Raw genomic sequence first — 26387 nt, forward strand, 5'->3', positions numbered from 1 at the left:
GCTGCCAGAAAAACCTGCGCGATAAATCGCGCCGCTACGGAAACTATTTTAAAAACCCACGCACACCAGACCATCAACCCGCATTACCGATTCCTGGCTGAAGCGTTTCTTGTAGATATCACGCAATGCGTTGATGTTGTCTGAGCTGGCACGATCTGGCGAATGAATTAGCATCAGCGCTTTGCTGTTTTCACGCGCCAGTTTGCCATTCTCCCCCAGCCACTGCCCTTTGGCGTCATACACCGACAAGCCATCTTTGAAGCGCGGCGTAACATCGCTATCGACAAAATGCTGCCACTCCTGCTCAGTCACCGTGCCGCCCTGCGGTTTACTCATGCCAAACCACAACGTGGTTTGCATCATCATATCCCCACCGGCACACACCGGCGTCGGCGTGCTGGTTGGCGCAGACTGGGTGATGGTAGTGGGATGCGTCTGACAGCCTGCCAGCAGCAATGCCAATGCGAAAGATGCGATAAATTTTGTTGCCATACAGATTTCCCTGAACTGAATGCCCGTCGCTATCATAGGTGTCTGGTTTGAAAAGGCCAGTGCTTAGCTGCCCATATTTCAGGCTTTTACCTGTCATGCCATAGCGTAGCTCGCTATAATTCACTAAATTTTCTTCACACGAGTATCGCTTATGATCCGCAGTATGACCGCTTACGCACGTCGCGAAGCCAAAGGCCACTGGGGCAGCGCCGCCTGGGAACTCCGCTCCGTTAACCAGCGCTACCTGGAAACCTACATCCGCCTGCCAGAGCAGTTCCGCAGCCTGGAACCCGTCATTCGCGAGCGTATTCGCAACCGACTGACACGCGGCAAAATTGAGTGCAACTTGCGTTTTGATGCCGATCCGGGCGCGCAGGGCGAACTGATTCTCAACGAATCGCTGGCAAAACAGCTGGTCCAGGCGGCCAACTGGGTGAAAATGCAGAGCGATGAAGGTGCGATCAATCCACTGGATATTCTGCGCTGGCCGGGTGTGATGTCAGCAAAAGAGCAGGATCTCGACGCCATTAATGCCGAACTGCTGGCCGCGCTGGATGGTGCACTCGATGACTTTATCACCGCGCGCGAAACCGAAGGTGCAGCTCTGAAAACCCTGATTGAACAGCGCCTTGATGGCGTAACCCAGGAGGTCAGCAAAGTTCGTGTGCAGATGCCTGAAGTATTGAAGTGGCAGCGCGAACGTCTGGTGACCAAACTGGAAGAAGCCGAAGTCCAGTTAGAAAACAATCGTCTGGAGCAGGAACTGGTGATGATGGCGCAGCGTATTGATGTCGCCGAAGAACTGGACCGCCTGGACGCGCATGTAAAAGAAACTTTCAACATTCTGAAGAAGAAAGAAGCGGTCGGTCGTCGCCTCGATTTTATGATGCAGGAGTTCAACCGTGAGTCGAACACCCTGGCATCGAAATCGATTAACGCCGACATCACCGCGTCAGCAATTGAGCTGAAAGTGTTGATTGAGCAGATGCGCGAGCAGATTCAGAATATTGAGTAACATCTGTACTGCCCCCCATTTCTGCCGGGGGGCAGTACAACAAATCAGTATAGTTCCTGTTCGCTAGTCGATTTTTTTCAACGCGCAACGTAAATAATGCGTAAAGATTCGTACCCAGCCATGTCTGTTTGGGACACCCCTTAACCACTTCGACAGTGTTAAATGCCTCCCAATCCGCTTATAATCTATTGTTAATCAAGATATATCTGTCCGTTATCAAGACAATTCTTCTTGATAATTCCCCGTTCAATGAATCCATTCAATCTTAAAGATTGCGGAGATTAGGTTTCTTTAACGGCACTATTTGCTAATCTGCTGGTCGAAATTAAGACTGCTGTACCGCGCCCTGAACACCTGGACCTGCTTCTATGTGCGATACATTCACTGATCACATGAAGGTGTTATGAAAAAAACCGGGCAGTTCTGCTCTCAACTCCTCCACCCTCGCTACTGGTTTACCTGGTTTGGGTTGGGCGTGTTATGGCTACTGGTACAACTTCCTTACCCCATCCTTATCCGTCTCGGGGCCGGTGCTGGCAAACTGTCACGCCGCTTCCTGAAACGCCGCGAGCGCATTACGCGTCGTAATATTGAACTCTGCTTTCCTCACATCAGTGATGAAGAGAAAGAGCAGATGATCGCGGGCAACTTTGCCTCCCTGGGCATGGCGCTGGCGGAAACGGGCATTGCCTGGTTCTGGTCGGATCGTCGGGTGCGCCAGTTGTTTCAGGTGAGTGGTATGGCCAACCTGAAAACCGCCCAAGACCATAAACGAGGCGTGATGGTAATTGGCGTGCATTTTATGTCATTGGAATTGGGCGGCCGCATCACCGGGCTGTGCCAGCCAATGATGGCGATGTATCGCAAACATAACAATCAGGCGATGGAGTGGGCGCAAACCAAAGGCCGTATGCGTTCCAACAAAGCCATGATTGACCGGCGTGACCTGCGTGGCATGGTGCAAGCGCTGAAACAGGGCGAAGCCGTTTGGTTCGCTCCAGACCAGGACTACGGCCCGAAAGGCAGTGTCTTTGCGCCGCTGTTTGCCGTTGAGAAAGCGGCAACGACCAACGGGACTTTTGTGTTATCACGTCTGGCTCGCCCGGCGATGCTGACTATCGTGCTGATTCGTAATCCGCAGAAAAACGGCTATCAGTTGATCATCCAGCCGGAGTTGGAAAACTACCCACATGATGATGAATCCGCTGCGGCCGCTTACATGAACAAAGTGATCGAGCGTGAAATCCTGCGTGCACCTGAGCAATATCTCTGGCTGCATCGCCGCTTTAAAACCCGCCCGCCAGGTGAAGCGTCGCTCTACGTCTGACCTGATGCAGCAGGCTCCGGCCTGCTGCCTGACCCGCCAAAAAACATTTCACAACCATTCTTAACGAAAAACAGGTTTGTCAAAATTTGCACAGCCTTTTGTAATGGTCGCCATTTCCTTTTCCTGACCAAACTTATGACTCTGCTTTTGACTTCACCCCGGCGAGCGATGCTCGCAATTGCGGTTGCCAGCGCGCTGCTGGCCGGTTGCGCCAATCCTCACGGCTTACATACCAGCAACCATATGCTTGATGCCAATACATTGCAGGCACAGGACACGCTGAAAAATGCCCACTTCAGCACCGCTAACTGGCCGAAAACGCAATGGTGGCAAAGTTTTGACGATGCTCAGCTTAATCATCTGATTAACGATGCCATGGCCTCCAGCCCAGACCTGCAAGTAGTAAACGCCCAGGCCGACAAAGCCAATTCACAGGTTATCGCCGCCAACGCTGAACGTTATCCGGATGTCGATCTTAACGCCGGGATTACCCGCTCACGGGTAGCAAAAGTGGACGACCCGCTGCTAGAGGGCAAAACCTACAGTACGCTGCGTACCGCCAACGTAGGTCTGAGCTACACCTTTGATTTATGGGGTGGGAAGAAAGATGCAGCCGAAGCAGCACTCGGCCAGGCGCGCGCCAGCGAACTGGATCGCCAGGCCAGCCAGTTAACCCTGGCCGCTAACGTCACGCGTGCATGGAACAACCTTAATCTGGCGTGGACCAATGCCGATCTGGCAAAACAGGCCGCCGATCGTGCCAATGGCATCGCCAAAATTCAGCAGCAATATGTTTCCGCCGGACTCACGTCTGACTATCAATACAAGCAGGCGTTATCGCAGCAAAAAACCGCTGAAGCCTCGCTTACGGAAGCAAAACAGGACGTCACCGACGCCGGTATTCAACTTTCGACGCTGGTCGGCAAAGGCCCGGATTACTGGCATAACCTGAAGCCAGCGAAACTGAACGTACCCACCGCTGCACTGCTGCCAGGCAATATTCCAGCCGATCTGCTGGGTCGCCGCCCGGATGTAGTCGCCGCACGTTGGCGAGTAGAAGCGGCAGCGAAAGACATCGCCGCGACCAAAACCGAGTTCTATCCCAATATCAACCTGGTGGCGGAAGCCGGTACACGCTCACTGCTGGGTGACGCTTTGTTTGGCGCGCCGAGCCGCTTCTTTAATGTTGGGCCAAGCCTGTCGCTGCCAATTTTTGATGCCGGTAAGCGCCGTGCCGATTTAGCTGAAAGTGATGCCAACTGGGATCTGGCGGTGGCGCAATACAACAAATTGCTGATTAGTTCGCTGGGTAATGTCAGCGATACCATCACCCAGTTGCAGTCCATTCAGGATCAACTGGCACAGCAGGAAAGTGCCAACCAGCTGATTCACAGTGCCTGGGATGACCTGAACCGCGAATATGCAGCGGGCCTGCGTCCATATCTGGACGTATTGACCATCCAGAATCAGTTAATCGAATCCGACCAGAAACTGGTGGTGCTTAAAGCCCAGCAGATCAATCTGGCGGTGGTGTTGATTGAAGATTTAGGTGGTGGATTCCATAACGGGGATGCTACGCCCCACAGTTAAGCGGATGGCTGGTATTCTGCCGCAGGTTGGTGAATGATGGTTCGCTCATTGGCTCAACCTGCGGATAATCATGATGGAACAAGATATTGAGGCTGGCTGGCTCCGGCCTCTTATTGCTGACCGACTTACCCCTTTTATGGAGATTGATGCAGCTCGCCTGCAACGCAATCTTCAGCAGATGCAACAAAAAGCCGATGCGGCTGGCGTTGCTCTGCGTCCTCATATCAAAACCCATAAAAGCGTCTGGATAGCCCGGCAACAACGAGCGCTTGGCGCGCGTGGTGTTACGGTGTCAAAACCGAGCGAAGGTGTCGCCTTTATTTTAGGGGGCGAGCGTGACCTGCTACTGGCTTATCCGGTGGTGCTGGCCGATACGTTGACCGAATTACTTCAGGTCGCCGCAGAAAACCATGCCCGTATTACCTGCATTGCTGACTCCCTGAATGGCGTGTCTGCGTTAGCAACAGCGCATCAGCAACAGCCGACAGCGGAGCTGGCGGTTGCCATCAAGGTGGATGTTGGGCTGCATCGGGTGGGGGTCGATCCTGAAAGTGATGCTGCGCTGACGCTGGCTGAAGCTATCAATGCCGCCGGACTTCCTTTTGCCGGGCTGGTTTCTCATGCCGGCCAGGCTTATGGTGCCGGTCATCCCGCCGCCATCTGCGAGGTTGCCCGTCAGGAAATCGCACTGATGCGTGGTGTTCAGCAACGCCTGATGTCTGCGGGATTTACGCCTTGCCCAATCTCTGTCGGCTCAACCCCCACGGCACTGGCGGCCCCGGTTGCGGAAGGCAGCAATGAAATTCGTCCCGGTAATTACGCGTTACTTGATCTGACGGCCTGGCGTTTAGGCTTATGTACGCCAGACGCGCTGGCGTTAAGTGTGGTCACGCGCGTGGTGGCGGTGAATACGCATTACGCCATTATCGATGCGGGCTCCAAAATGCTCAGCTCCGATAAAGGCCCCCACGGCACCAATGCCAGCGGTTTCGGCATTGCCGTGGATGAGCAAGGGAATCAATTTGAGGTGGTGAAATTATCCGAGGAACACGGCTTCCTGCAATTTAGCCATCAGGCTCCCGCTGTGGGGGCGCTACTGCGTATCTTCCCCAACCACAGTTGTGCGGTTGTGGCACAGTCCGACCGCTTTGTGTTGCGCCATGCCGACGGTTTGGCTGAAGTGCTCAACATAGAGGGACGGGGCAAGTTCATCTGACCACGAGGCTTTTTCTGGAAACCTCTTCTGCGCCACACTTCCGGCACCGGGCCGTTTCCAGCCCGGTGACCGCGTGCTTTAATGCCTCTTTATCCGCCCAACAGGAGGTCCCATGCTGCCATCTCAGACAGTGACTCTGACCATTCCACGTAACTGGTTAGATTTATATGAAACCATCTGGAAACCCGAGTGTTTCGCAAAATGGGCAAGCGGGCTAAGTAGCAGCACGCTAACGCAGGAAGGGAATATCTGGAAAGCCAAAGGACCTGAAGGCACGGTAAAGATTCGTTTCACGCCGCACAATCCATTTGGCGTAATGGATCACTGGATCGATACCGGCATCGGTAAGGAGATCTACATGCCGATGCGGGTGATTGCGAACGAACAAGGTGCCGAGGTGGTGATAGTCGTTTACCGTCAGCCACTAATGTCTGATGAGAAATTTGCCCAAGACGTTGCATGGGTAAAACGTGATCTGGATAACCTTCTACACCTTTTAACCCATTAGAATCAATGAATTATAAAAACTTTCTTACTCAGCTATTCTCTGGCAGTAATCGGCACTGACAAACAATTTTTCTTCACCAAAGCCTTTAACTGTTTTGCACATTTTGTGGCCGTTTTTCATTGTAACCACCAGTTTGGCTAACGCTTCCGTACCAGGAAAATTCCTGGTACGGAAGTCATCTCTCACTTCAGGTCCACTGATTTTCTGACGTTTTTTTTATCCGGGCTGAAAAACGTTATTTACCCTCTCTGACAATAACGTAAAAGACTAATAGATCCCTTACCCTTCTCATTATATTTTCAGATGAAAAAACCAAAACCATTTATTATTGAGTGTCATTTATAGGAGTTTTCTCATGGTGTTAATTCAAATAAAACACGGTATAACTCCCTTACACACAGCAGTACTTAATAATAACAATAGCAGGGTAAATAACATGGACCGCTCAACCTATCCTTTATTGTCAGAAAGAGAATTCGTTGAGATTGCCAGAAGGATTTTGGCTGGGGAATATAATTATCAAAATGGATTTTATCGTGATCTGGCTGATTTTCTTCTGACAGGAGGAGATAGTGCTATGACACAAAAACAATTGCACACCAGGGGCGTCTTTTTAAATTCAGAACATCATTTGATCGAATGCATCATTACATGGCAATCACTGAAAGGTATTTCAGGGCTTCGCCAGGATTGGCTGCACTGATGAAATCTGTGCTCTGGCCTTGTCGCCCGGGCGACCCTCAAATTGCACTGGTACATGTACCATAACGAGCAGAGTATGACGATACGTGTAAGAAATCTGACCGGCGCTACCAAGTGGTCAATATTGTCATCAATAAAAATCATTGGCATCGGTGTATTACAGCTTTCACTTCTGGCGCAAATATTACAGGCAAACGAGTTAAATTTACTTGCCGTTGCCATTGCATGTTTATTAGTTATAGACACATTAGCCGATCGCGGATTTGGCAACTCCGCTATTCGCAACCAAAATTTAAGCATCAGCGATCTCTCCGTTCTTTATTGGGGGAACATGTTGCTTGGGCTATTAATTTTCGCCGTCATGTTTATTGGTAGCGATCTTTTTAGCCGAATAATGAATCAGCCCGAACTGGCAATTATGCTGGAAATGATTTCGGTGATTTTCATTATTGTTCCGCAAGGGCAACATTACCGCGCCATATTGCAGCGAGAAAAACAATTCACTCGAATTGCATTTACAGAAATCTTGTCAGTGCTGGTTGGACTGAGTGTGACCTTGTTCACCGTGTGGCTGACCCCTTCAGTACTCTGTGCTATCTGGGGTTACCTGGCGATGGTCTCAATTCGCATGCTGGTCTACTGCTACTACGGCCGTTCATGGTTCCAACCTGAATACCGTTTTAGCCTGAAAAGCTTTGCCGGTATGCGAGCAAGAAACGGATAATAAAAACAAGTCTGTATGGTGGGCTCTGGGCATCTGAGAGGATGCGTTCGCGTGCTGCTTGCCAGCACGCTTTTTTCTTTTCCACGCCGGCAACTACCCCCCTTCTGTCCACATGCGTTAAGCCGGATTGGCGCATACTGAACACACCTTTCACATCATTTTTTATAATGCGAATAAGAAACATCTATCCTCACACCCCCGTAAAACAGGCCTTATAAAGCCACTAATATCAAAACAACTAATCCGATGTCACTTTTTTAGAAAATCTCAGTGGTCTACACTCTGGGAAGTCTTTAGCCTTGCCGCCAATTATCTGGAGTGCTCTATGCTGTTAACCGTTCTCTACATCATTGGTATCACCGCCGAGGCCATGACTGGTGCGCTGGCGGCAGGCAGACGCAAAATGGATCTGTTTGGCGTCATTATTATCGCTTCCGTTACCGCGATTGGTGGCGGATCGGTACGTGACATTCTACTCGGCCATTATCCGCTGGGTTGGGTTAAGCATCCCGAATACATCATGATTGTTGCGGCGGCGGCGGTAATCACCACGGTGGTAGCACCGCTGATGAATCATCTGCGCAAAGTCTTCCTGGTGCTGGATGCGTTGGGCCTGGTGGTTTTCTCCATAATAGGTGCCCAGGTGGCACTGGATGGGGGCCATACCGCAGTTATCGCCGCGATTAGCGCAGTCATCACCGGTGTATTTGGCGGCGTACTGCGCGATATGTTCTGCAATCGCATCCCGCTGGTGTTTCAGAAAGAATTGTATGCCGCTGTCGCCTTCGCCTCAGGCTGGCTCTATATCCTGCTGTTGAAAACATCGCTGGCCAATGAGGTAGTGGTAATCGTCACCCTATTGTTCGGCTTTTTCGCTCGCCTGCTGGCGCTACGGTTCCGCCTCGGCTTGCCGATTTTCAACTATCCCCATCCCGATCACTGATGCGCCGCCGGGGATCGCCTGTTGCTGTAAAAACGTGATGAGTTGCTGCACCTGATGATCGTGCAGCATGGTCACAATCCGTTGCGCCAGCGTGCTGCCAATACCCGGTAGCTGTTGCCAGCCCTCCGTCGTGCGCATCTGCAATTGTTGCCACTGAGTGTCAGGCAAGGCTTGTAATGCGGCACGCGGTATCGGCAAGCCCAGCGCCATCACCCAACGGCGTAGCGGTTGCTGGCGGGTCTGATTAAACCGCCGCCAGATCTGTTGCGCCCGCGTCGGTGATATCCCAGCCACCTGAGCGATTTGTTCGGGAGTCAGTTCCAGCCAGGAAAACAGATGGGTGATGGTGCCGCTATCCAGCAAGCGTTGCCAGGTGCTGCGTTGTATACCGTTAATATCCAGCACTGATTTTTCGCTGAGCCAGCTCAGTCGTGACAGGAATTGTGCCCGACACGGTGCATTGAATGCCAGACAACTGAGTTCATTAAAATCGCTGCTTTGTGGTGCGTCGGGGTATTCGCGCAGTCCAACACGCCAGATAACCCGTTCAACACGCGGAATGCCCAATCCGGCGAGAACCAATGTCACCTGATCGCCTGCAATCACATCCAGCTCACGCCAACGTCGTAGCGAACCAATATTGACCCGGCGCACGGTTTTATCATCCAGCTGCACCGGGATAAGATTCAAAACCACCGCGATTTTTCCGGTTCGTCCGACATTGAACTCCACCGAACGCACTTCGCTGCTGATCTCCGCTGGTTGATATTTCCACGCAGCTGACCAGTTGCCCTGCCCGGGCTGCCAGTCACGCCCCATGCGAACAGGCGATTGGTGGATAACAATACCATCGGTGGCAAAGGGTAATTTTCCCTGAAACCAGCGATCGCGCCAGCTTGCTACCTCGTCCTCATCATTGACCCGTTCGCTCCAGCGTTCGGCCAGGTCAAATCCCCAGCGCGACAATTGTGCCAGCCGTTCTGACATGGACGCCGGACCATCCGGCCACGCCCAGATAAACACCCCCAGTTGCGCCAACAACGGAGTGGCATCACGGCGCATCATCGCGCCCGCCACCTGTGCCCGGGCATTGCTGCCACCATCCTGCGCCTGCTGATGATCGGTCATCTGCAAAAATAATTCCCCTTGCAGCACCACCTCATTCTGATTGGTGCTGATCTGCTGCGGGATAGCCGGGATCATGGCTGCCTTATCCCGCCACTCTTCACCGCGCAGGCCGTCACCACGACTGACCAGAGAGGCCAACCGCCCCTGACGATAAATCAATGTGACGGCCACACCGTCAACCTTCGGCTGGACCCACACATCTGACTTACCCTGCATCCACTCCATGACAGCCCGCTGGTCACGCAATTTGCGCACGCCGGTATGTGCCACCGGGTGCTGCGCAGTGCCGTCTGTTGTGGGTTGTGCCGCGTAAGTCGCCATGTCTGGCGTGAAGCACAGCTGCCAATGTTGCAGACGTTGTTGCAGGCTGTCGTAATCAGCATCGCTTACCAGGTTCTGTCCCTGCCGGTAATAGGCATCATCCCAGTGTCGGAGTTGGGTTTGTAACTGCGTAATCTCCTGCCCAGCCCGTACCGGGGACCAGTTGGGACAAACCCTCTCAGCCAATACGCCCGCGCTGAAGAGCCATAACAACAAAACCATGTATCCTTTCATCTTCGTTCTCCTTTTTGTCTATTGGAGAACACCCTGCATCTGGCAGCCAGCAGCGAAAAAGGATTCTGGATGTTATGTTCCCGCGTTTTTTCACGAGTTGCAGCGCTGAACAATACGGCTGGAGCAGCCTCACAAAAAAAGAAATGCGCCTGACGCGGCGGCAAACGCTGCGTGGCGGGCGTAAGCCGTGTATACTGTGCAGGAAATCGACTCCGCTCTTTACTCAATTCAAGAAAATCATGGCTCAAGGCACGCTCTATATTGTTTCTGCCCCCAGCGGCGCAGGTAAATCCAGTCTGATTCAGGCGCTGTTGAAGACACAACCGTTATACGATACGCAAGTGTCTGTTTCCCATACCACCCGTGGCGTGCGCCCCGGTGAGAGTCATGGTGAACATTACTTTTTTGTGTCAAAACCGGAATTCGAAGCCATGATTGCCGAGGATGCCTTCCTTGAGCATGCGGAAGTCTTTGGCAACTATTACGGCACCTCCCGTGCGGCCATTGAACGTGTATTGGCAACCGGCGTTGATGTTTTTCTGGATATCGACTGGCAAGGTGCGCAGCAAATCCGCCAGAAAATGCCTGCCGCACGCAGCATTTTTGTTTTGCCACCCTCAACGGAAGAGTTGGATCGCCGTCTGCGCGGCCGTGGCCAGGATAGCGAAGAGGTGATTGCCCGCCGTATGGCGCAGGCCGTGGCGGAAATGAGCCACTATGCCGAATACGATTATTTAATTGTGAATGATGATTTTGATCTGGCGTTGTCCGATCTGAAAACCATTATTCGCGCAGAACGTCTGCGCATGAGTCGCCAGAAATCGCGACATGATGCTTTAATCAGCAAACTATTGGCAGTCTGAATTCACTTTCAGTATTATGCCCAGTCATTTCTTCATCTGTGGAGTAGCACACCTATGGCACGCGTAACCGTTCAGGACGCAGTAGAAAAAATTGGTAACCGTTTTGACCTGGTGTTGGTCGCTGCACGTCGTGCACGTCAGATGCAGGTAGGCGGCAAAGATCCGCTGGTTCCGGAAGAAAACGATAAAGCCACCGTTATCGCGCTGCGCGAAATCGAAGAAGGTCTGATCACCAACCAGATTCTGGATGTGCGTGATCGTCAGGAACAGCAAGAGCAGGAAGCCGCTGAATTACAAGCCGTTACCGCTATCGCTGAAGGTCGTCGTTAACAGCAGCCTGCAGGTCAACCTTGTATCTGTTTGAAAGCCTCAATCAACTGATTGAAAAATACTTGCCTGAGGAGCAAATCAAGCGCCTCAAGCAAGCTTATCTTGTCGCGCGTGATGCCCACGAGGGACAAACACGCTCCAGCGGTGAGCCTTATATCACCCATCCTGTTGCCGTTGCCTGCATTCTGGCCGAGATGAAACTCGACCACGAAACGCTGATGGCCGCGTTGCTGCATGATGTTATCGAAGATACCCCCGCAACTTACCAGGACATGGAACAACTGTTTGGCAAAAGCGTTGCCGAACTGGTTGAAGGGGTGTCAAAACTCGATAAGTTGAAGTTCAGGGATAAGAAAGAAGCCCAGGCTGAAAACTTCCGCAAAATGATCATGGCGATGGTGCAGGACATCCGCGTCATTCTGATCAAACTGGCTGACCGCACCCATAACATGCGCACGCTTGGCTCGCTGCGACCGGATAAACGCCGTCGTATCGCACGAGAAACCCTCGAAATTTATAGCCCGCTGGCCCACCGTCTCGGTATTCATCACCTGAAAACCGAGCTGGAGGAGCTGGGCTTTGAAGCGTTGTACCCGAACCGCTATCGGGTCATCAAAGAGGTGGTTAAAGCGGCGCGCGGTAACCGTAAAGAGATGATCCAGAAGATTCTTTCTGAGATTGACGGCCGCCTGCAAGAGGCTGGGATTCCCTGTCGCGTCAGTGGCCGTGAGAAGCATCTTTATTCGATCTACCGCAAAATGCATCTGAAAGAGCAACGATTTCACTCGATCATGGATATTTACGCCTTTCGCGTCATCGTGAAAGATTTAGATACCTGCTATCGCGTACTCGGACAGATGCACAGTCTGTACAAACCGCGTCCTGGACGCGTCAAAGATTACATCGCTATCCCCAAGGCCAACGGCTATCAATCTTTGCATACCTCGATGATTGGCCCGCACGGCGTGCCGGTTGAGGTGCAAATCCGTACCGAAGATATGGATCAGATGGCGGAAATGGGGGTTGCGGCACACTGGGCCTATAAACAGGCCGGTGAAAGCGGCACCACCGCGCAAGTACGTGCCCAGCGCTGGCTGCAAAGCCTGCTGGAGTTGCAGCAAAGCGCGGGAAGCTCCTTTGAATTTATTGAAAGCGTGAAATCAGATCTCTTCCCGGACGAGATTTATGTGTTCACGCCTGAAGGCCGCATTGTCGAACTGCCCGCTGGCGCAACACCTGTCGACTTTGCCTATGCGGTCCATACCGATATTGGCCATGCCTGTGTCGGCGCACGCGTTGATCGCCAGCCTTATCCGCTGTCGCAGCCACTCACCAGCGGGCAAACCATCGAAATTATTACCGCGCCGGGTGCCCGACCCAACGCCGCCTGGCTTAACTTTGTCGTCAGTTCCAAAGCGCGCGCCAAGATTCGCCAGTTGCTGAAAAACCTCAAACGCGAAGATTCTGTTAACCTCGGCCGTCGCCTGCTCAGCCATGCGCTGGGTGGTAGCCGTAAACTGGCTGAAATTCCGGCAGAAAATATCCAGCGCGAGCTGGAACGCATGAAGTTGACCAGTATGGATGATCTCCTGGCGGAAATTGGTCTGGGGAACGCGATGAGCGTAGTGGTGGCGAAAAATCTGCTGCAATCAGAGAACTCAGCACCACTCGTCAGCAACAAACGTAATAAGTTGCCGATTAAAGGTGCTGATGGTGTCCTGATTACCTTCGCCAAATGCTGCCGTCCGATTCCGGGCGATCCGATCGTTGCACACGTCAGCCCTGGTAAAGGCCTGGTGGTGCACCACGAGTCCTGCCGCAATATTCGCGGCTACCAGAAAGAACCAGAAAAGTTCATGCCGGTAGAATGGGATAAAGTGACCGATCAGGAATTTGTCGCCGAAATTAAAGTCGACATGTTCAACCATCAGGGCGCGCTGGCAAACCTGACCGCGGCCATCAATACCGCCGGTTCAAACATTCAAAGTCTCAATACCGAAGAACGAGACGGCCGTGTTTATAGCGCCTTTATCCGTCTGACCGCGCACGATCGCGTCCATCTGGCTAACATTATGCGTAAAATTCGCGTAATGCCCGATGTGATTAAAGTTCACCGAAATCGTAATTAGTGCATGAACGATCAACGTTTTGCTCGTATCCGCGAGATGCTGGCCCTGCGCCAGCACGATCTCACCGTCTGTATGGAACAGGTGCATAAGCCGCACAATGTCTCGGCGGTAATTCGCACGGCCGATGCTGTCGGTATCCATGAGGTCCATGCGGTCTGGCCCAGCGTGCGCATGCGCACCATGGTATCGGCCTCCGCTGGTAGCAACAGTTGGGTGAAGGTCAAAACGCATCGCAATATCGCTGAAGCCGTATCCCATCTGAAGACGCAGGGTATGCAGGTGCTGGCGACGAACCTGTCGGCCAAGGCCGTGGATTTTCGCGAGATCAATTACACACGTCCCACCTGTATTCTGATGGGTCAGGAAAAAACCGGTATCACCGCAGAAGCGCTGGCCCTCGCGGATCAGGACATCATTATCCCAATGGTTGGCATGGTGCAGTCGCTTAATGTCTCAGTCGCTTCCGCGCTGATTCTGTATGAAGCACAACGCCAGCGACAAAATGCCGGTATGTACCAGCGTACCTACAGTTTGCTGGATGAAGAGGAGCAGCAGCGCCTGCTGTTCGAAGGGGGTTACCCGGTTCTGGCACGCGTGGCGAAGCAAAAAGGATTGCCCTATCCGCACATCAACGACCTCGGTGAAGTGGAAGCCGATGCCGAATGGTGGGCAACAATGCAAGCGACGGGCAAAAAATGAAAGGCCGTCTGCTGGATGCCATCCCGCTCAGTACCCTGACCGGCGTCGGCGCCAGCCAGGCGGCGAAACTGGCCAAAATTGGCCTGTTTACCATCCAGGATCTGCTGCTGCACCTGCCGCTGCGCTACGAAGATCGCACCCAACTCTATCGTATTAATGACCTGCTGCCGGGCATCTGGGCCACGGTGGAAGGGGAAGTGCTGAGCAGTGAAATCACCTTTGGCCGCCGCCGTATGCTGGTGTGCCAAATCAGCGATGGCACTGGCGTGCTGACCATGCGCTTCTTCAACTTCAATGCCGGGATGAAAAACAGCCTGGCGTCAGGCCGTCGCGTCACTGCTTACGGCGAGATTAAACGCGGTCAGCGCGGTGCAGAGATTATCCATCCCGAATATCGCATTCAGGGCGAACACAGCAGCGTTGAGTTGCAGGAAACCCTGACGCCGGTTTATCCCACCACCGAAGGTATCCGCCAGGCAACGCTGCGCAACCTGACCGATCAGGCGCTGGCGCTGCTGGAAACCTGCGCCATTGCCGAGCTGTTGCCGCCAGAACTGAGCGGTGGATTGATTAGCCTGCCAGACGCATTGCGTACTCTGCATCGCCCGCCACCTGATTTGCGTCTGAGCGAGCTGGAAACGGGCCGTCATCCGGCACAGCGCCGGTTAATTATGGAAGAACTGCTGGCACATAACCTCAGCATGTTGGCAGTGCGCGCTGGTGCACAGCGCCATCACGCACTGCCGATGCCGGCCAATCATCAGTTGGTCGATAAATTGCTGGCCGCCCTGCCGTTCTCCCCTACCGGCGCGCAGCAACGGGTGGTCGCGGAAATTGAGCGCGATCTGGCACACGACTTCCCGATGATGCGTCTGGTGCAAGGCGATGTGGGATCGGGCAAAACGTTGGTCGCGGCAATGGCTGCGTTAAATGTGATTGCCCACGACAAGCAGGTGGCGCTGATGGCCCCCACCGAATTGCTCGCCGAACAGCACGCTAATAATTTCCGCCAATGGTTTGCGCCTCTCGGTATTGAGGTGGGCTGGCTGGCGGGTAAGCAAAAAGGTAAGGCTCGTCAGGCGCAGCAGGAGGCGATTGCCAGCGGGCAGGTAGCGATGGTGGTCGGTACCCATGCGCTGTTTCAGGAGCAGGTACAATTTAACGGCATGGCGTTGGTGATTATCGATGAACAGCACCGTTTTGGCGTCCACCAGCGTCTGGCACTCTGGGAAAAGGGCGAAGAACAGGGTTTTCATCCGCATCAGCTAATCATGACCGCGACACCGATTCCACGCACCCTGGCGATGACCGCCTACGCGGATCTCGATACTTCTACCATTGATGAGTTACCGCCAGGCCGAACCCCGGTCACCACCGTCGCGATCCCCGACAGCCGCCGTAACGATATCATCACGCGTGTGCAAAGCGCCTGCCAGGAAGGTCGTCAGGCGTATTGGGTCTGTACACTGATTGAAGAGTCTGAGCTGCTGGAAGCACAGGCGGCCGAAGCGACCTGGCAAGAGCTAAAAGTCGCGTTGCCGGATCTCCAGGTCGGGCTGGTGCATGGCCGTATGAAACCGGCTGAAAAGCAGGCGGTGATGCAGGCATTTAAAGCCAATGAAATCCAACTGCTGGTCGCCACGACGGTCATCGAGGTTGGAGTGGATGTGCCGAACGCCAGTCTGATGATCATCGAAAACCCGGAACGCCTCGGCCTTGCACAGCTGCATCAGTTACGTGGACGTGTCGGGCGCGGTGCGATCGCCTCGCATTGTGTGTTGCTGTACAAAGCACCGCTAAGTAAAACGGCACAAAAGCGTTTGCAGGTGTTGCGTGACAGCAACGACGGCTTTGTTATCGCCCAGCATGATCTGGAGATTCGTGGTCCCGGTGAACTGCTTGGCACGCGCCAGACCGGTAACGCCGAGTTCAAAGTCGCCGATTTGCTGCGTGATCAGGGCATGATCCCAGAAGTTCAGCGCGTGGCACGCCATATCCACCAGCATTATCCTGAGCAGGCCGTGGCGTTGATTGAGCGCTGGCTACCGGAAACCGAACGCTACAGCAACGCGTAGCGGCACGATTTCGTGCGTGTTGCAGGAAAACCCCGCACGATACATCGCGTCGCTACGAATGGGTCAGGTCCCCGTGTTTTTATCACGCTCCAGCGCGGTAAAATCCCCGACAAATTTTTGCAGTAACCGCGCCAGCTCAACACGCTCATTCTCCTGCCACGCCTGAAACACCTCACCGTAAATCCTGCTCCGTGCCGCATCGATTTTGTCGGTCATCACTTTACCCGCAGCCGTAATGACCGCTTCATTGACGCGCTTGTCCTTTGTATTCTTCTGGCGCTGCGCCAGACCAATTTCCTCCAGCTTCGCGACCTGTCGACTGACGGTGGTGTAGTCACGCCCAACCCGATCCGCCAGTTCAACCACACCAATCGGACCGAAACGACTGATCTGCACCAGCAGCGGAAACAGCGCTCGATCAAGCTGAATATTGGATTCTTTTATTAGTAATTCATCACGTTGTGGGCGGTTGAACGTCCCAACAATGGTCAGTAACGCATTGTGCAGATCATCGAAAGCTGAACTATTATGTGTATTTTGCACACTTTTCATTGACGGCATCCAGAGACAGGAATAATGTGTGCATAATACACATATATTCCGATTAACTGAAGGTGAAAACATGAAAGCAGCAATAGTTTCCGCAGCAGGCGAACTGCCGGTATACGGCGATTTCCCTGAACCTCAAGCCGATGACCACCAGGTTGTGGTCACAGTCAAAGCCGCCGCCATTAGCCAGTTGGCGAAGGCGCGTGCCGCAGGTTCCCATTACAGCTCGGCCACGCACTATCCGTTTATTACCGGGATCGATGGCACCGGTTATCTCAACAATGGCGACCCGGTGTACTTCCTGGCATTTAACGCCCCCTGGGGAAGTATGGCGGAAAAAACACGGGTGCCCACCGAGGCTATCGTCCCGCTACCGAAAACGCTGGATCCGGTGCTGGCTGCTGCACTTGCCAATCCGGGTATGTCCTCGTGGGCGGCTTTAACGCGTCGCGCACGTTTACTACAAGGCGAAACCGTGCTAATCAATGGCGCAACCGGGACATCAGGTGGACTGGCAGTGCGTATCGCGCGTCATCTTGGTGCCGGAAAAATTATTGCCACCGGACGCAACCGTGCGGTGCTGGAACAACTTCACACCCAGGGGGCAGATATTACGCTGACCCTTGATGCGTTACCGACCGCTCTGCCCGCGCTGATGGCTGACGGCATTGATGTGGTGCTGGATTATCTGTGGGGCCAGAGCGCGCTCGATATCATGCAGGCGGCGGTGGCCGGTGGTGAGAAGGTGGTCCGTTTTGTGCAAATTGGTTCCCTCAGCGGCCAGGAGATCTCATTGCACAGCAAGTTACTGCGCTCCTCTGGGCTGACCCTAATGGGCAGCGGCCTCGGTAGCGTATCCAATAGCGAACTGGTGGCTTGTATCGGCGAGCTACTGACAGCCGCAGCGCAAAGCGATTTTTCGATTCCCTTCCAGATGCGACCACTGAGTGAAGTCCATAGCGCCTGGGGTGAAGACGATAGCCGTTGCCGTACGGTATTTACGCTCTGAGGTGGTGAGGGGCATTGCAAACGTTTGCTTTCATTCGGCATCGGTTTAAAATCGCCCCCTTTGTTGTGATTGAGAACGTCCACCATGTCCGTCGATACCGCTGAACCCCGCCAGCCTGCCAATGCGGCAAAAAGTGAACTGATTTACCGTCTTGAAGATCGCCCACCGTTGCCACAAACACTGTTTGCTGCCTGCCAGCATCTGCTGGCGATGTTTGTCGCGGTAATTACCCCCGCGCTGCTGATTTGTCAGGCGCTGGGCCTGCCGGCACAGGACACCCAGCACATTATTAGCATGTCGCTGTTTGCCTCTGGCGTCGCATCGATTCTGCAAATCAAAACCTGGGGACCGGTCGGTTCCGGGCTGCTGTCAATTCAGGGCACCAGTTTTAACTTTGTCAGCCCGTTGATTATGGGTGGCATGGCGCTGAAAAATGGAGGGGCCGATATTCCCACCATGATGGCAGCGCTATTTGGAACGCTGATGGTCGCCTCCTGCACCGAGATGGTGCTGTCCCGCGTGCTGCATCTGGCTCGTCGCATTATCACGCCGCTGGTTTCTGGCATTGTGGTGATGATCATCGGTTTGTCGCTGATTCAGGTTGGGCTAACCTCCATCGGCGGTGGTTTTGCAGCCATGAACGATCACAGTTTTGGCGCACCGAAAAACCTGCTGCTGGCTGGCGCGGTGTTGTTGGTGATTATTCTGCTCAACCGTCAGCGCAATCCTTATTTGCGTGTCGCCTCGCTGGTGATCGCTATGGCCGTTGGCTATTTGCTGGCATGGGCGTTAGGTATGCTGCCGGAAAATACCACCCCGACCAATCAGGCGCTGGTTTCGGTGCCATCACCGCTCTACTACGGCCTTGGTTTTGACTGGAATCTGCTGATTCCGTTGATGTTGGTATTTATGGTGACCTCCCTGGAAACCATCGGCGATATTACCGCCACCTCGGACGTTTCTGAACAACCGGTGAGCGGCCCGCTGTATATGAAACGCCTGAAAGGGGGCGTGCTGGCCAATGGTCTTAACTCTTTTGTATCCGCATTGTTCAATACGTTTCCAAACTCCTGTTTTGGCCAGAATAATGGCGTGATCCAGCTGACCGGTGTGGCCAGCCGCTATGTGGGCTTTGTGGTGGCACTGATGTTGATTGTGCTCGGGTTGTTCCCGGCGGTCAGCGGATTTGTGCAGCACATTCCTGAACCGGTACTGGGCGGCGCAACGATAGTGATGTTTGGTACGATCGCGGCTTCCGGGGTACGCATCGTTTCTCGCGAGCCATTGAATCGCCGCGCGATTATGATTATCGCGCTGTCGCTGGCTGTTGGCCTTGGTGTTTCTCAGCAGCCACTGATTCTGCAATTCGCGCCAGACTGGCTGAAAACCCTGCTTTCATCAGGCATTGCCGCTGGCGGTATCACCGCTATCGTGCTCAATCTCGTCTTCCCCCAGGAAAAGTAATACTCACGGCAGGCTGAGGCCTGCCTGATATTTATCCGCTTTTACATCCAGGCTGTTGAGCTGTAACGGTAATTCAGGCATAACAACCTCTTACCGGATAAAAGATCGGGATGGATGCAATGAAATTTCTAGGCAAATTTTTCCTTACCTTACTGCTGCTAATTCTGCTGGCGCTGGTCATCCTGTATGTGTTGCTGCAAACACAGTGGGGTGCAGGCTGGTTTAGCCGTTGGGTGAGTGATAAAACCGACTGGCATCTTTCCCTCAGTAAAATCGAACACAACTTCTCTTCCCCTTCGCATATCGTCCTTGATGACTTTAGCTTTGGGCACGATGGTCAACCGGCCGTGCTGGTCGCGAAACGCGTTGATCTCGGGCTGGCATTGGTACAGTTCAGCGATCCACTGCACTTTAGCAGCATCGAATTGCGTGACGGCGAAGTGAATCTGGCTAACCTGACCCCGGATAACGCGCTGCCGCTTCAGGCCAACCGTTTGCAGCTCAACAATATGCGCATCGATAGTCCGGGCAGTGCGTTACCGATGTTTGCCCGTAAGGTGAACGGTGGCATTTTACCGTGGAAGCCAACTGCCAATGATATGCTGGGTAGCGATGCGCAGTTTCAGATGAGCGCGGGTGAGATGACCCTGGATGGTGTGAAGGGAAATAACGTGTTGCTGCAAGGTAATGTGGCACAACATCGTCTGGTGCTGAGTAATATTGGGGCCGATCTGGCGCGTGGATCGATGACCGGTGATGCCGAACGTGATGCGCAGGGCAACTGGAAGATTAACCAGTTGCGCCTCAATGATATCCGCCTGCAAACCCATAAAGATCTGCTCGATTTCCTCAACCCGATCAGTGATGTGCCCTCGGTGACAATTAATCGCCTGGATATGACTGATGCACGTTTGCAAGGGCCGGATTGGGCGGTCACTGACCTCGATTTAACCCTGAAGAATTTCACCTGGCGCGGTAATGACTGGCAGAGCGAAGACGGTTCTCTGGCGATGAATGCCGGGAATTTTATTAACGGTACCTTTGAACTGAATGACCCCATCGTGAATGCCGACTTCTCAACGCAGGGCATCGCGCTGACGCAGTTCAGTTCCCGCTGGGCCAATGGCGTCATCCGTGCCAGCGGTAACTGGACGCGCAGTGATAAACGCCTGACGCTGGATGAACTGGCGGTAGCCGGACTGGAATATACCCTGCCGCAGAACTGGCGCGACCGCTGGCAACAGAGCTTACCAACGTGGCTCGACAGCGTACTGGTGAAACGTGTGACCGCCAACCGCAACCTGATTATTGATATCAATCCGGCGTTTCCATTCCAGATGACGGCACTGGATGGCAGCGGTGAAAACCTGCTGCTGGCCCGACAGCAGCAATGGGGGTTCTGGGCCGGTAAAGCCAGTTTTAACGCCGCCGAGGCGACCTTTAACCGTACTGATTTACGTCATCCGTCAATTAGCTTCAGCGCAGATGATCAACAGATTCAGGTCAATGAACTGAGTGCCTTTAATGGCAGCGGTTTACTGGAGGGGACGGCTACGGTCAACCAGCAGCCGCAACGTGCGTTGACGCTGCATCTGAAAGGCCAGGCGGTCCCGGCAAATATCCTGCAAAATTGGGGCTGGCCAGCGTTGCCGTTGAACGGAAATAGCAATTTATTGTTGCAGGTGAACGGTTCGCTGAACGCAGCGTCACCGCTACGTCCAAGCGTCAATGGCAATCTGTCGGTAACAACAGATACCCAGTCGGTGCAACAGACCATGCATGACGGGCAGATTCAGCCGTAAACACGCTAACCACCCCCTGTAGCGGCGCGATTTATCCCGCGATTTTCACGGCTTTCAAAACCCGCGCGATAAATCGCGTCGCTACGGTGTATGCAAGATTTAATTAATCAATCCGCGCGCCAGAGCCACCCTCTTCCAGTGCCCCCTGGGAATCGGCAGGTAAAACGATATATACCCCTTCAAACACCGCCCCCAGCTCATCGTCACCAAACAGTTCAACCTCCATCTGCACCCGCGCTTTACGCCCGCGCGCCAGACGATCGAGATCGCCACTCAACGAACCGAGATCGGCAATCGCCCCCGGCCGGCCACTAATCGGTTTGCTGTAACGAATGTGCGCATCGGCAAGAATAATGGTGCCGCCCAGATGACGCTCACGCAGCAGCAGCCAGATCAACCCCCAACCGGTCAGCGTCGCCAGTGAGAACAGGCTACCGGCAAATAACGTATGGTGTGGGTTTTGGTTGCCGGTTTCCGGCATGGTGGTGACAAACTTCTGCCCGGTATATTGCAGAATTCGCACGCCCATTTTTTCACTTAACGGGATATGCTCATACCATGCCTGCTGGAGCTGCCCGCACCAGTCGGCGCGGTGCAGGATATCATCGAGCGTCACCACCGGTTTAATCATCAGGAAATGGCGTACCGGGGTGGTTTGCGGCGCGGTGATCTCCCCCTGATTGACATACCCCAGCTTGGCAAAGAATTCGACGGCATCTTCACGCGCGCTACAGGTCACGCGTTTTGCCCCTTCCTGGCGCGCCACTGATTCCAGCGTCATCGCCACCAATGTACCCAAGCCTTTACCCTGGACTGACGGGTGAACGGCAAGGAAGCGGATAGCCGCTTCATTTTCAGCATTAATGTATAACCGCCCGACAGCGACCGGCTTGCCCTGTTCATCCACCACCATTTGATGATGGGCCAACGCATCCCATGCATCACGCTCGGAACCCTGCGGCTGCCGCAACGGTTTTCGTAACATTTCCCAACGGAACTGGTAGTACATATCCAGTTCTTCAGCGGTTTGCGGTACGCGAAGATGATACATAAAGTGATTCTCTCGTTCGGAGCTTACGTGGCTAATCCCTTGCCGCTCGGCTGAAAATCTCACACCTGCAACCAAAAGGTCACCGGACCATCGTTAACCAGCTCAACCTGCATATCGGCGGCAAAGCGGCCATTGGCGGTAGATACGCCCTGCTCACGGCAGCAGGCGCTGAAATATTCATAGAGACGTTCAGCTTCTGCCGGTTCAGCGCCGCCAGAGAAGGAGGGTCTCATGCCTTTTTGGGTATCAGCAGCCAGCGTAAACTGCGACACTACCAGCACGCTGCCACCTGCCTGCTGTACGTTAAGGTTCATCTTGTCGTTCTCATCAGCGAAAATGCGATAGCCCAGAACGCGCTCACACAACCGTTGTGCTTTTTTCTCACCGTCGCCCTTTTCAACACCCAGCAACACCAGCAAACCGGCACCAATTTCCCCTACCACCGCGTTGTCGACGCTGACACTGGCGCGACTGACGCGTTGAATCAAAGCAATCATGTTTCCTCTCGTTCTTTTTCTCGTTCACGCAGTTTTAATTGACGATAGTCATCCAGCGTGACGGTAATTTCTGCCCCTAACAACACAATACACCAGGTCCAGTAAACCCACAGGAACAGAATCGGGATTACGGCCAACACCCCGTAAATCAACTGATACGAGGGAAACATCGTAACATAGAGCGCAAAGCCTTTTTTGCCCAGCTCAAACAGCAGGCCCGCAACAACTGCGCCCACCAGCGCGTCGCGTCCGGGAACGCGGCGGGTAGGTACAATGCTGTACAGCAACCAGAAAGCGAGAATCGAGAGCAAGAGAGGAAAGACGCGTAGCACCTGCTCGATCAGGCTGTTGACACCAGAGGTGCTCACCCAGCGCAACGACAGCAGGTAGGAGCTGATCGCCAGACTCGCTCCCGCCAGCAGTGGACCAAGGGTAAGAATCATCCAGTAGACCGCGAACGAGTACACCATTGGCCGTTTTTTATCACTGCGCCAGATAACGTTCAACGCACTGTCTACCGAATGCATCAACAATAGCGCGGTGACGATCAGGCTGACAGCGCCCACGGCGGTCATCTTATTGACGTTGGCGACGAACTGTTCCAGATAGCGCTGAATGGTGTTGCCTGCCGCTGGCATAAAATTGGTAAAAATGAAGTTTTTGAGCTGCACGCTAATATCGGAGAACACCGGGAAGGCGGCGAACAGCGCAAAGACCACGGCAATCAGGGGCACCAGTGCCAACAATGAGACGTAGGCCAGGTTACCTGCCTGTGTCGTCATGTTGTCTTCATCAATGCGCCGCCACAGCAGTTTGACCCACAGGAAAAAGGCATGCCAGGAGTGGCGCAAATGGCGCAGGTACATCACTCAGCGATGACTCGCGAACCAGGCTGGCACGGTTTTGCTGTCGGTAACCAACACACTTTCAATGCCGAGCGCACGAGCGGCCTCGATATTGGGCGGGTTATCATCGAAAAATACCGCCTGGTCAGCCGTAAAGCCTTCGTTATCCAGCACGAACTGATAGATGCGGGCTTCGGGTTTACGCATACCAATATCCTGCGACATGTAGAGTTTATCGGCAGCCTGTTGGACCTCGGGAAATTGCGACGGCCAGAACTCAAAGTGCAACTGGTTAGTATTGGAGAGGATCACCACCCGGTGTCCATCTGCACGCAGCTGGTTCATCAGCGCCAGCGTCTCTGGGCGTACATCGATAAACACGGCATGCCAGCCTGCGGTGAATTGTTCATAACTCAGCGCCACATCGAGCTGCTCACATATCCGGGCAGCAAACTCCGGGTCGCTTATTTCGCCGCGTTCGTGTTGTTCGAAGGCTTCATCCATGCGGAAACGGCTTTGTAGCGTTGCCAGCGGCACGCGCCCCAGGTCACTCCAGACGCCAAGTACCCGGTTAAAATCGATATCAACAATCACATTGCCTAAATCAAAGATGTAGAGCATGACGCCTCCTTTATATTCCCTGGATCATTCACTCTAGCGGCAAATGCGAAGGCTGAACAGGCGGGGTGGCGGGGAAATGCCCGATCTGGAAGCGGGCGCACTCTTCTCTTTTTCAGCTCGCACGCGGGTTACATGCAGAATTGGCCTTGCACATTTATCAGACAATTGCCCGACACTCAGGCAAAAAAAAGCCCCGCATTGCGGGGCTTTCTCTATGTGTTCGCTTAGTCTTTGCTGCCGCGAGACGCACGCTTACGGTCGTTCTCGGTCAGGTGACGTTTACGAATACGGATTGACTGTGGAGTTACTTCTACCAGTTCGTCGTCATCGATGAACTCGATAGCCTGCTCCAGCGTCATTTTCACTGGCGGAACCAGAGTGGTCGCTTCGTCGGTACCTGACGCACGCATGTTGGTCAGTTTTTTACCGGTCAGGCAGTTTACGGTCAGGTCGTTAGAACGGCTGTGAATACCGATGATCTGGCCTTCATAGACTTCTGCACCGTGGCCGAGGAACAGCTTACCGCGATCCTGCAAACCGAACAGGGCGAAGGCTACCGCTTTACCCTGACCGTTCGAGATCAGTACGCCGTTCTGACGCTGACCCACTTCGCCCGGACGCACGTCGTCGTAGTGGCTGAAGGTGGAGTACAGCAGACCAGTACCTGAAGTCATGGTCATGAATTCGTTACGGAAGCCGATCAGGCCACGGCTTGGGATCACGTAGTCAAGGCGCACACGGCCTTTACCATCTGGATCCATGTTTTTCATGTCGCCTTTACGCTCACCCATCGCCATCATCACAGAACCCTGGTGGGTTTCTTCGATGTCGAGGGTAACGTTTTCGAACGGCTCTTGTTTACGGCCTTCGAACTCACGGAAGATTACTTTCGGACGGGATACCGCCAGCTCGTAGCCTTCACGACGCATGTTTTCGATCAGTACGGACAGGTGCAGTTCACCACGACCTGAAACGCGGAAGGCGTCAGCATCAGCGGTTTCTTCAACGCGCAGCGCAACGTTGTGTACCAGTTCTTTGTTCAGACGCTCCAGAATCTGGCGCGAGGTCACGTACTTACCTTCTTTACCGCAGAACGGTGAGGTGTTGACGTTGAAGAACATGGTTACTGTCGGCTCGTCCACGCTCAGGGCTGGCAGCGCTTCCACATTCTGCGGATCACAGATGGTGTCAGAGATGTTCAGCTCACCCAGACCGGTGATCGCGATGATGTCGCCCGCTTCAGCCAGGTCGCTTTCGATACGTTCCAGACCGAGGTGGCCCAGTACTTTACCGACTTTACCGTTACGGGTTTTGCCTTCGCTGTCGATGATGGTCACTTGCTGGTTCGGCTTCACTTTACCGCGTTTGATGCGGCCGATACCGATAACACCCAGGTAGTTGTTGTAGTCCAGCTGAGAGATCTGCATCTGCAACGGCGCTTCGACTTCAACCTGCGGCGGAGAAACACGGTCAACAATCGCCTGATACAGCGGGGTCATGTCGTCTGCCATGTCGTTGTGATCCAGACCTGCGATACCATTCAGCGCAGAAGCGTAAATGATCGGGAAGTCCAGCTGTTCGTCAGTCGCATCAAGGTTAACGAACAGGTCAAATACCTGATCAACCACCCAGTCCGGACGCGCGCCAGGACGGTCAACTTTGTTGATAACAACAATCGGCTTCAGGCCGTGAGCAAAGGCTTTTTTGGTTACGAAGCGAGTTTGCGGCATCGGGCCATCCATCGCATCGACAACCAGCAGCACCGAGTCCACCATGGACATCACGCGCTCAACTTCACCACCGAAGTCGGCGTGTCCCGGGGTATCAACGATGTTGATACGATAGTCATTCCATTTGATGGCGGTGTTTTTCGCGAGGATGGTGATTCCACGCTCTTTCTCCAAATCGTTGGAGTCCATTACGCGCTCAGTCGCTTCGGTACGGGCGTCAAAAGTACCGGACTGTTGCAGCAGTTTATCAACCAGGGTGGTCTTACCGTGGTCAACGTGCGCGATGATGGCGATGTTACGCAAATTTTCGGTCACAGCTTTGCCTCAGGCATTATAGAAATAGAAATAACGCGCTATTGTACACGGATTAAGCGGAAGACTGAACATGATCACAGATTTCGCCTAAAGTTTCTTACAGCGCTGGTTTTTAGCACCAATTGCGGTGCATTAATCTGCACTGCGATGGCATTTTGCACTGAAATGGTGCTTTTATTTGCCACAAAGGCACCATTTCAGTGCATCA

Annotated in this window: 24 protein-coding genes; 16 read left to right on the plus strand and 8 right to left on the minus strand. The window is 53.6% G+C overall.

Annotated elements, in window-relative coordinates; translation table 11 throughout:
* Positions 1 to 48: 48 nt before the first annotated feature.
* Entirely contained in the window at positions 49 to 492 is a 444-nt protein-coding gene (locus CTZ24_RS19840) for a DUF3574 domain-containing protein (RefSeq protein WP_021186095.1), read from the minus strand.
* A 151-nt stretch (positions 493 to 643) separates the two neighbouring features.
* Here CTZ24_RS19840 and CTZ24_RS19845 point away from each other — a divergent pair, with 151 nt between their 5' ends.
* The 8 genes from CTZ24_RS19845 to CTZ24_RS19880 all read left to right on the plus strand — a co-directional run bounded on the left by CTZ24_RS19845 (position 644) and on the right by CTZ24_RS19880 (position 8517).
* Positions 644 to 1507 (plus strand): YicC/YloC family endoribonuclease, encoded by an 864-nt coding sequence (locus CTZ24_RS19845; RefSeq protein ID WP_208724427.1) that lies wholly within the window; start codon positions 644 to 646, stop codon positions 1505 to 1507.
* A gap of 403 nt (positions 1508 to 1910) precedes the next feature.
* On the plus strand, positions 1911 to 2834 hold the full coding sequence (gene lpxP / locus CTZ24_RS19850) for a kdo(2)-lipid IV(A) palmitoleoyltransferase (RefSeq protein WP_208724428.1): 924 nt from the start codon (positions 1911 to 1913) through the stop codon (positions 2832 to 2834).
* A 168-nt stretch (positions 2835 to 3002) separates the two neighbouring features.
* Positions 3003 to 4424 (plus strand): efflux transporter outer membrane subunit, encoded by a 1422-nt coding sequence (locus tag CTZ24_RS19855; protein ID WP_208724429.1) that lies wholly within the window; start codon positions 3003 to 3005, stop codon positions 4422 to 4424.
* Between the two features lie 70 nt (positions 4425 to 4494).
* Positions 4495 to 5640 carry an alanine racemase gene (locus CTZ24_RS19860; protein WP_437180267.1) on the plus strand — a complete coding sequence of 382 codons (1146 nt, stop codon included), beginning with the start codon at positions 4495 to 4497 and terminating at the stop codon, positions 5638 to 5640.
* Between the two features lie 112 nt (positions 5641 to 5752).
* Positions 5753 to 6148: a polyketide cyclase gene (locus tag CTZ24_RS19865; protein WP_208724430.1), complete on the plus strand. Its 396-nt coding sequence runs from the start codon at positions 5753 to 5755 to the stop codon at positions 6146 to 6148.
* A 436-nt stretch (positions 6149 to 6584) separates the two neighbouring features.
* Positions 6585 to 6851, plus strand: coding sequence for a hypothetical protein (locus CTZ24_RS19870; RefSeq protein WP_071783606.1), 267 nt, complete (start codon positions 6585 to 6587; stop codon positions 6849 to 6851).
* Positions 6852 to 6926: 75 nt separating this feature from the next.
* Entirely contained in the window at positions 6927 to 7574 is a 648-nt protein-coding gene (locus CTZ24_RS19875; protein ID WP_208724431.1) for an oligosaccharide flippase family protein, read from the plus strand.
* Positions 7575 to 7899: 325 nt separating this feature from the next.
* Positions 7900 to 8517 (plus strand): trimeric intracellular cation channel family protein, encoded by a 618-nt coding sequence (locus CTZ24_RS19880; protein WP_013511048.1) that lies wholly within the window; start codon positions 7900 to 7902, stop codon positions 8515 to 8517.
* On the opposite strand, the gene ligB is transcribed toward CTZ24_RS19880, so the two are convergent.
* Positions 8464 to 10200: an NAD-dependent DNA ligase LigB gene (ligB, locus tag CTZ24_RS19885; RefSeq protein ID WP_208724432.1), complete on the minus strand. Its 1737-nt coding sequence runs from the start codon at positions 10198 to 10200 to the stop codon at positions 8464 to 8466. The two genes, CTZ24_RS19880 and ligB, sit on opposite strands and share 54 nt — an antisense overlap.
* 239 nt (positions 10201 to 10439) lie before the next feature.
* Here ligB and gmk point away from each other — a divergent pair, with 239 nt between their 5' ends.
* From gmk to recG, 5 genes are read left to right on the plus strand one after another with little or no spacing between them, the layout of a single operon-like run.
* Positions 10440 to 11063, plus strand: a complete 624-nt coding sequence (gene gmk / locus CTZ24_RS19890) for a guanylate kinase (protein WP_036627742.1) — start codon at positions 10440 to 10442, stop codon at positions 11061 to 11063.
* Positions 11064 to 11117: 54 nt separating this feature from the next.
* Entirely contained in the window at positions 11118 to 11393 is a 276-nt protein-coding gene (gene rpoZ, locus CTZ24_RS19895) for a DNA-directed RNA polymerase subunit omega (RefSeq protein WP_013511051.1), read from the plus strand.
* A gap of 20 nt (positions 11394 to 11413) precedes the next feature.
* The gene (gene spoT, locus CTZ24_RS19900; RefSeq protein WP_021186074.1) at positions 11414 to 13522 is read left to right on the plus strand and encodes a bifunctional GTP diphosphokinase/guanosine-3',5'-bis pyrophosphate 3'-pyrophosphohydrolase; all 2109 of its coding nucleotides are present in this window, start codon (positions 11414 to 11416) and stop codon (positions 13520 to 13522) included.
* A 3-nt stretch (positions 13523 to 13525) separates the two neighbouring features.
* Entirely contained in the window at positions 13526 to 14221 is a 696-nt protein-coding gene (gene trmH / locus CTZ24_RS19905; RefSeq protein ID WP_208724433.1) for a tRNA (guanosine(18)-2'-O)-methyltransferase TrmH, read from the plus strand.
* On the plus strand, positions 14218 to 16296 hold the full coding sequence (gene recG / locus CTZ24_RS19910; RefSeq protein WP_208724434.1) for an ATP-dependent DNA helicase RecG: 2079 nt from the start codon (positions 14218 to 14220) through the stop codon (positions 16294 to 16296). The genes trmH and recG overlap by 4 nt, the downstream gene beginning before the upstream one ends.
* A 63-nt stretch (positions 16297 to 16359) precedes the next feature.
* Here recG and CTZ24_RS19915 read toward each other — a convergent pair whose 3' ends face one another.
* Positions 16360 to 16848 carry a MarR family winged helix-turn-helix transcriptional regulator gene (locus tag CTZ24_RS19915; protein ID WP_208724435.1) on the minus strand — a complete coding sequence of 163 codons (489 nt, stop codon included), beginning with the start codon at positions 16846 to 16848 and terminating at the stop codon, positions 16360 to 16362.
* Positions 16849 to 16918: 70 nt separating this feature from the next.
* Between CTZ24_RS19915 and CTZ24_RS19920 the strand changes: the two genes are divergently transcribed.
* The 3 genes from CTZ24_RS19920 to CTZ24_RS19930 all read left to right on the plus strand — a co-directional run bounded on the left by CTZ24_RS19920 (position 16919) and on the right by CTZ24_RS19930 (position 21120).
* Complete coding sequence (locus CTZ24_RS19920; RefSeq protein ID WP_208724436.1) at positions 16919 to 17854, plus strand: quinone oxidoreductase family protein; 936 nt, start codon at positions 16919 to 16921, stop codon at positions 17852 to 17854.
* Positions 17855 to 17938: 84 nt separating this feature from the next.
* A complete protein-coding gene (locus CTZ24_RS19925) occupies positions 17939 to 19318 on the plus strand; it encodes a nucleobase:cation symporter-2 family protein (protein WP_208724437.1) in 1380 nt (459 codons plus the stop codon).
* Positions 19319 to 19437: 119 nt separating this feature from the next.
* Positions 19438 to 21120: an AsmA family protein gene (locus CTZ24_RS19930; RefSeq protein WP_208724438.1), complete on the plus strand. Its 1683-nt coding sequence runs from the start codon at positions 19438 to 19440 to the stop codon at positions 21118 to 21120.
* A gap of 103 nt (positions 21121 to 21223) precedes the next feature.
* Here CTZ24_RS19930 and fabY read toward each other — a convergent pair whose 3' ends face one another.
* From fabY to typA, 5 genes are all read right to left on the minus strand, one after another.
* Positions 21224 to 22171, minus strand: a complete 948-nt coding sequence (gene fabY / locus CTZ24_RS19935; RefSeq protein WP_021186441.1) for a fatty acid biosynthesis protein FabY — start codon at positions 22169 to 22171, stop codon at positions 21224 to 21226.
* 59 nt (positions 22172 to 22230) lie between these two features.
* A complete protein-coding gene (gene dtd, locus CTZ24_RS19940) occupies positions 22231 to 22668 on the minus strand; it encodes a D-aminoacyl-tRNA deacylase (RefSeq protein ID WP_208724439.1) in 438 nt (145 codons plus the stop codon).
* The gene (locus CTZ24_RS19945) at positions 22665 to 23534 is read right to left on the minus strand and encodes a virulence factor BrkB family protein (RefSeq protein ID WP_021186439.1); all 870 of its coding nucleotides are present in this window, start codon (positions 23532 to 23534) and stop codon (positions 22665 to 22667) included. Before CTZ24_RS19945 ends, dtd begins: the two co-directional genes overlap by 4 nt.
* Positions 23535 to 23537: 3 nt before the next feature.
* Positions 23538 to 24134, minus strand: a complete 597-nt coding sequence (gene yihX, locus CTZ24_RS19950; protein WP_021186438.1) for a glucose-1-phosphatase — start codon at positions 24132 to 24134, stop codon at positions 23538 to 23540.
* Between the two features lie 224 nt (positions 24135 to 24358).
* Positions 24359 to 26179: a ribosome-dependent GTPase TypA gene (gene typA / locus CTZ24_RS19955; RefSeq protein WP_021186437.1), complete on the minus strand. Its 1821-nt coding sequence runs from the start codon at positions 26177 to 26179 to the stop codon at positions 24359 to 24361.
* Positions 26180 to 26387 lie beyond the last annotated feature (208 nt).

The sequence above is a fragment of the Pantoea phytobeneficialis genome, from assembly GCF_009728735.1.
Taxonomy (GTDB): domain Bacteria; phylum Pseudomonadota; class Gammaproteobacteria; order Enterobacterales; family Enterobacteriaceae; genus Pantoea; species Pantoea phytobeneficialis.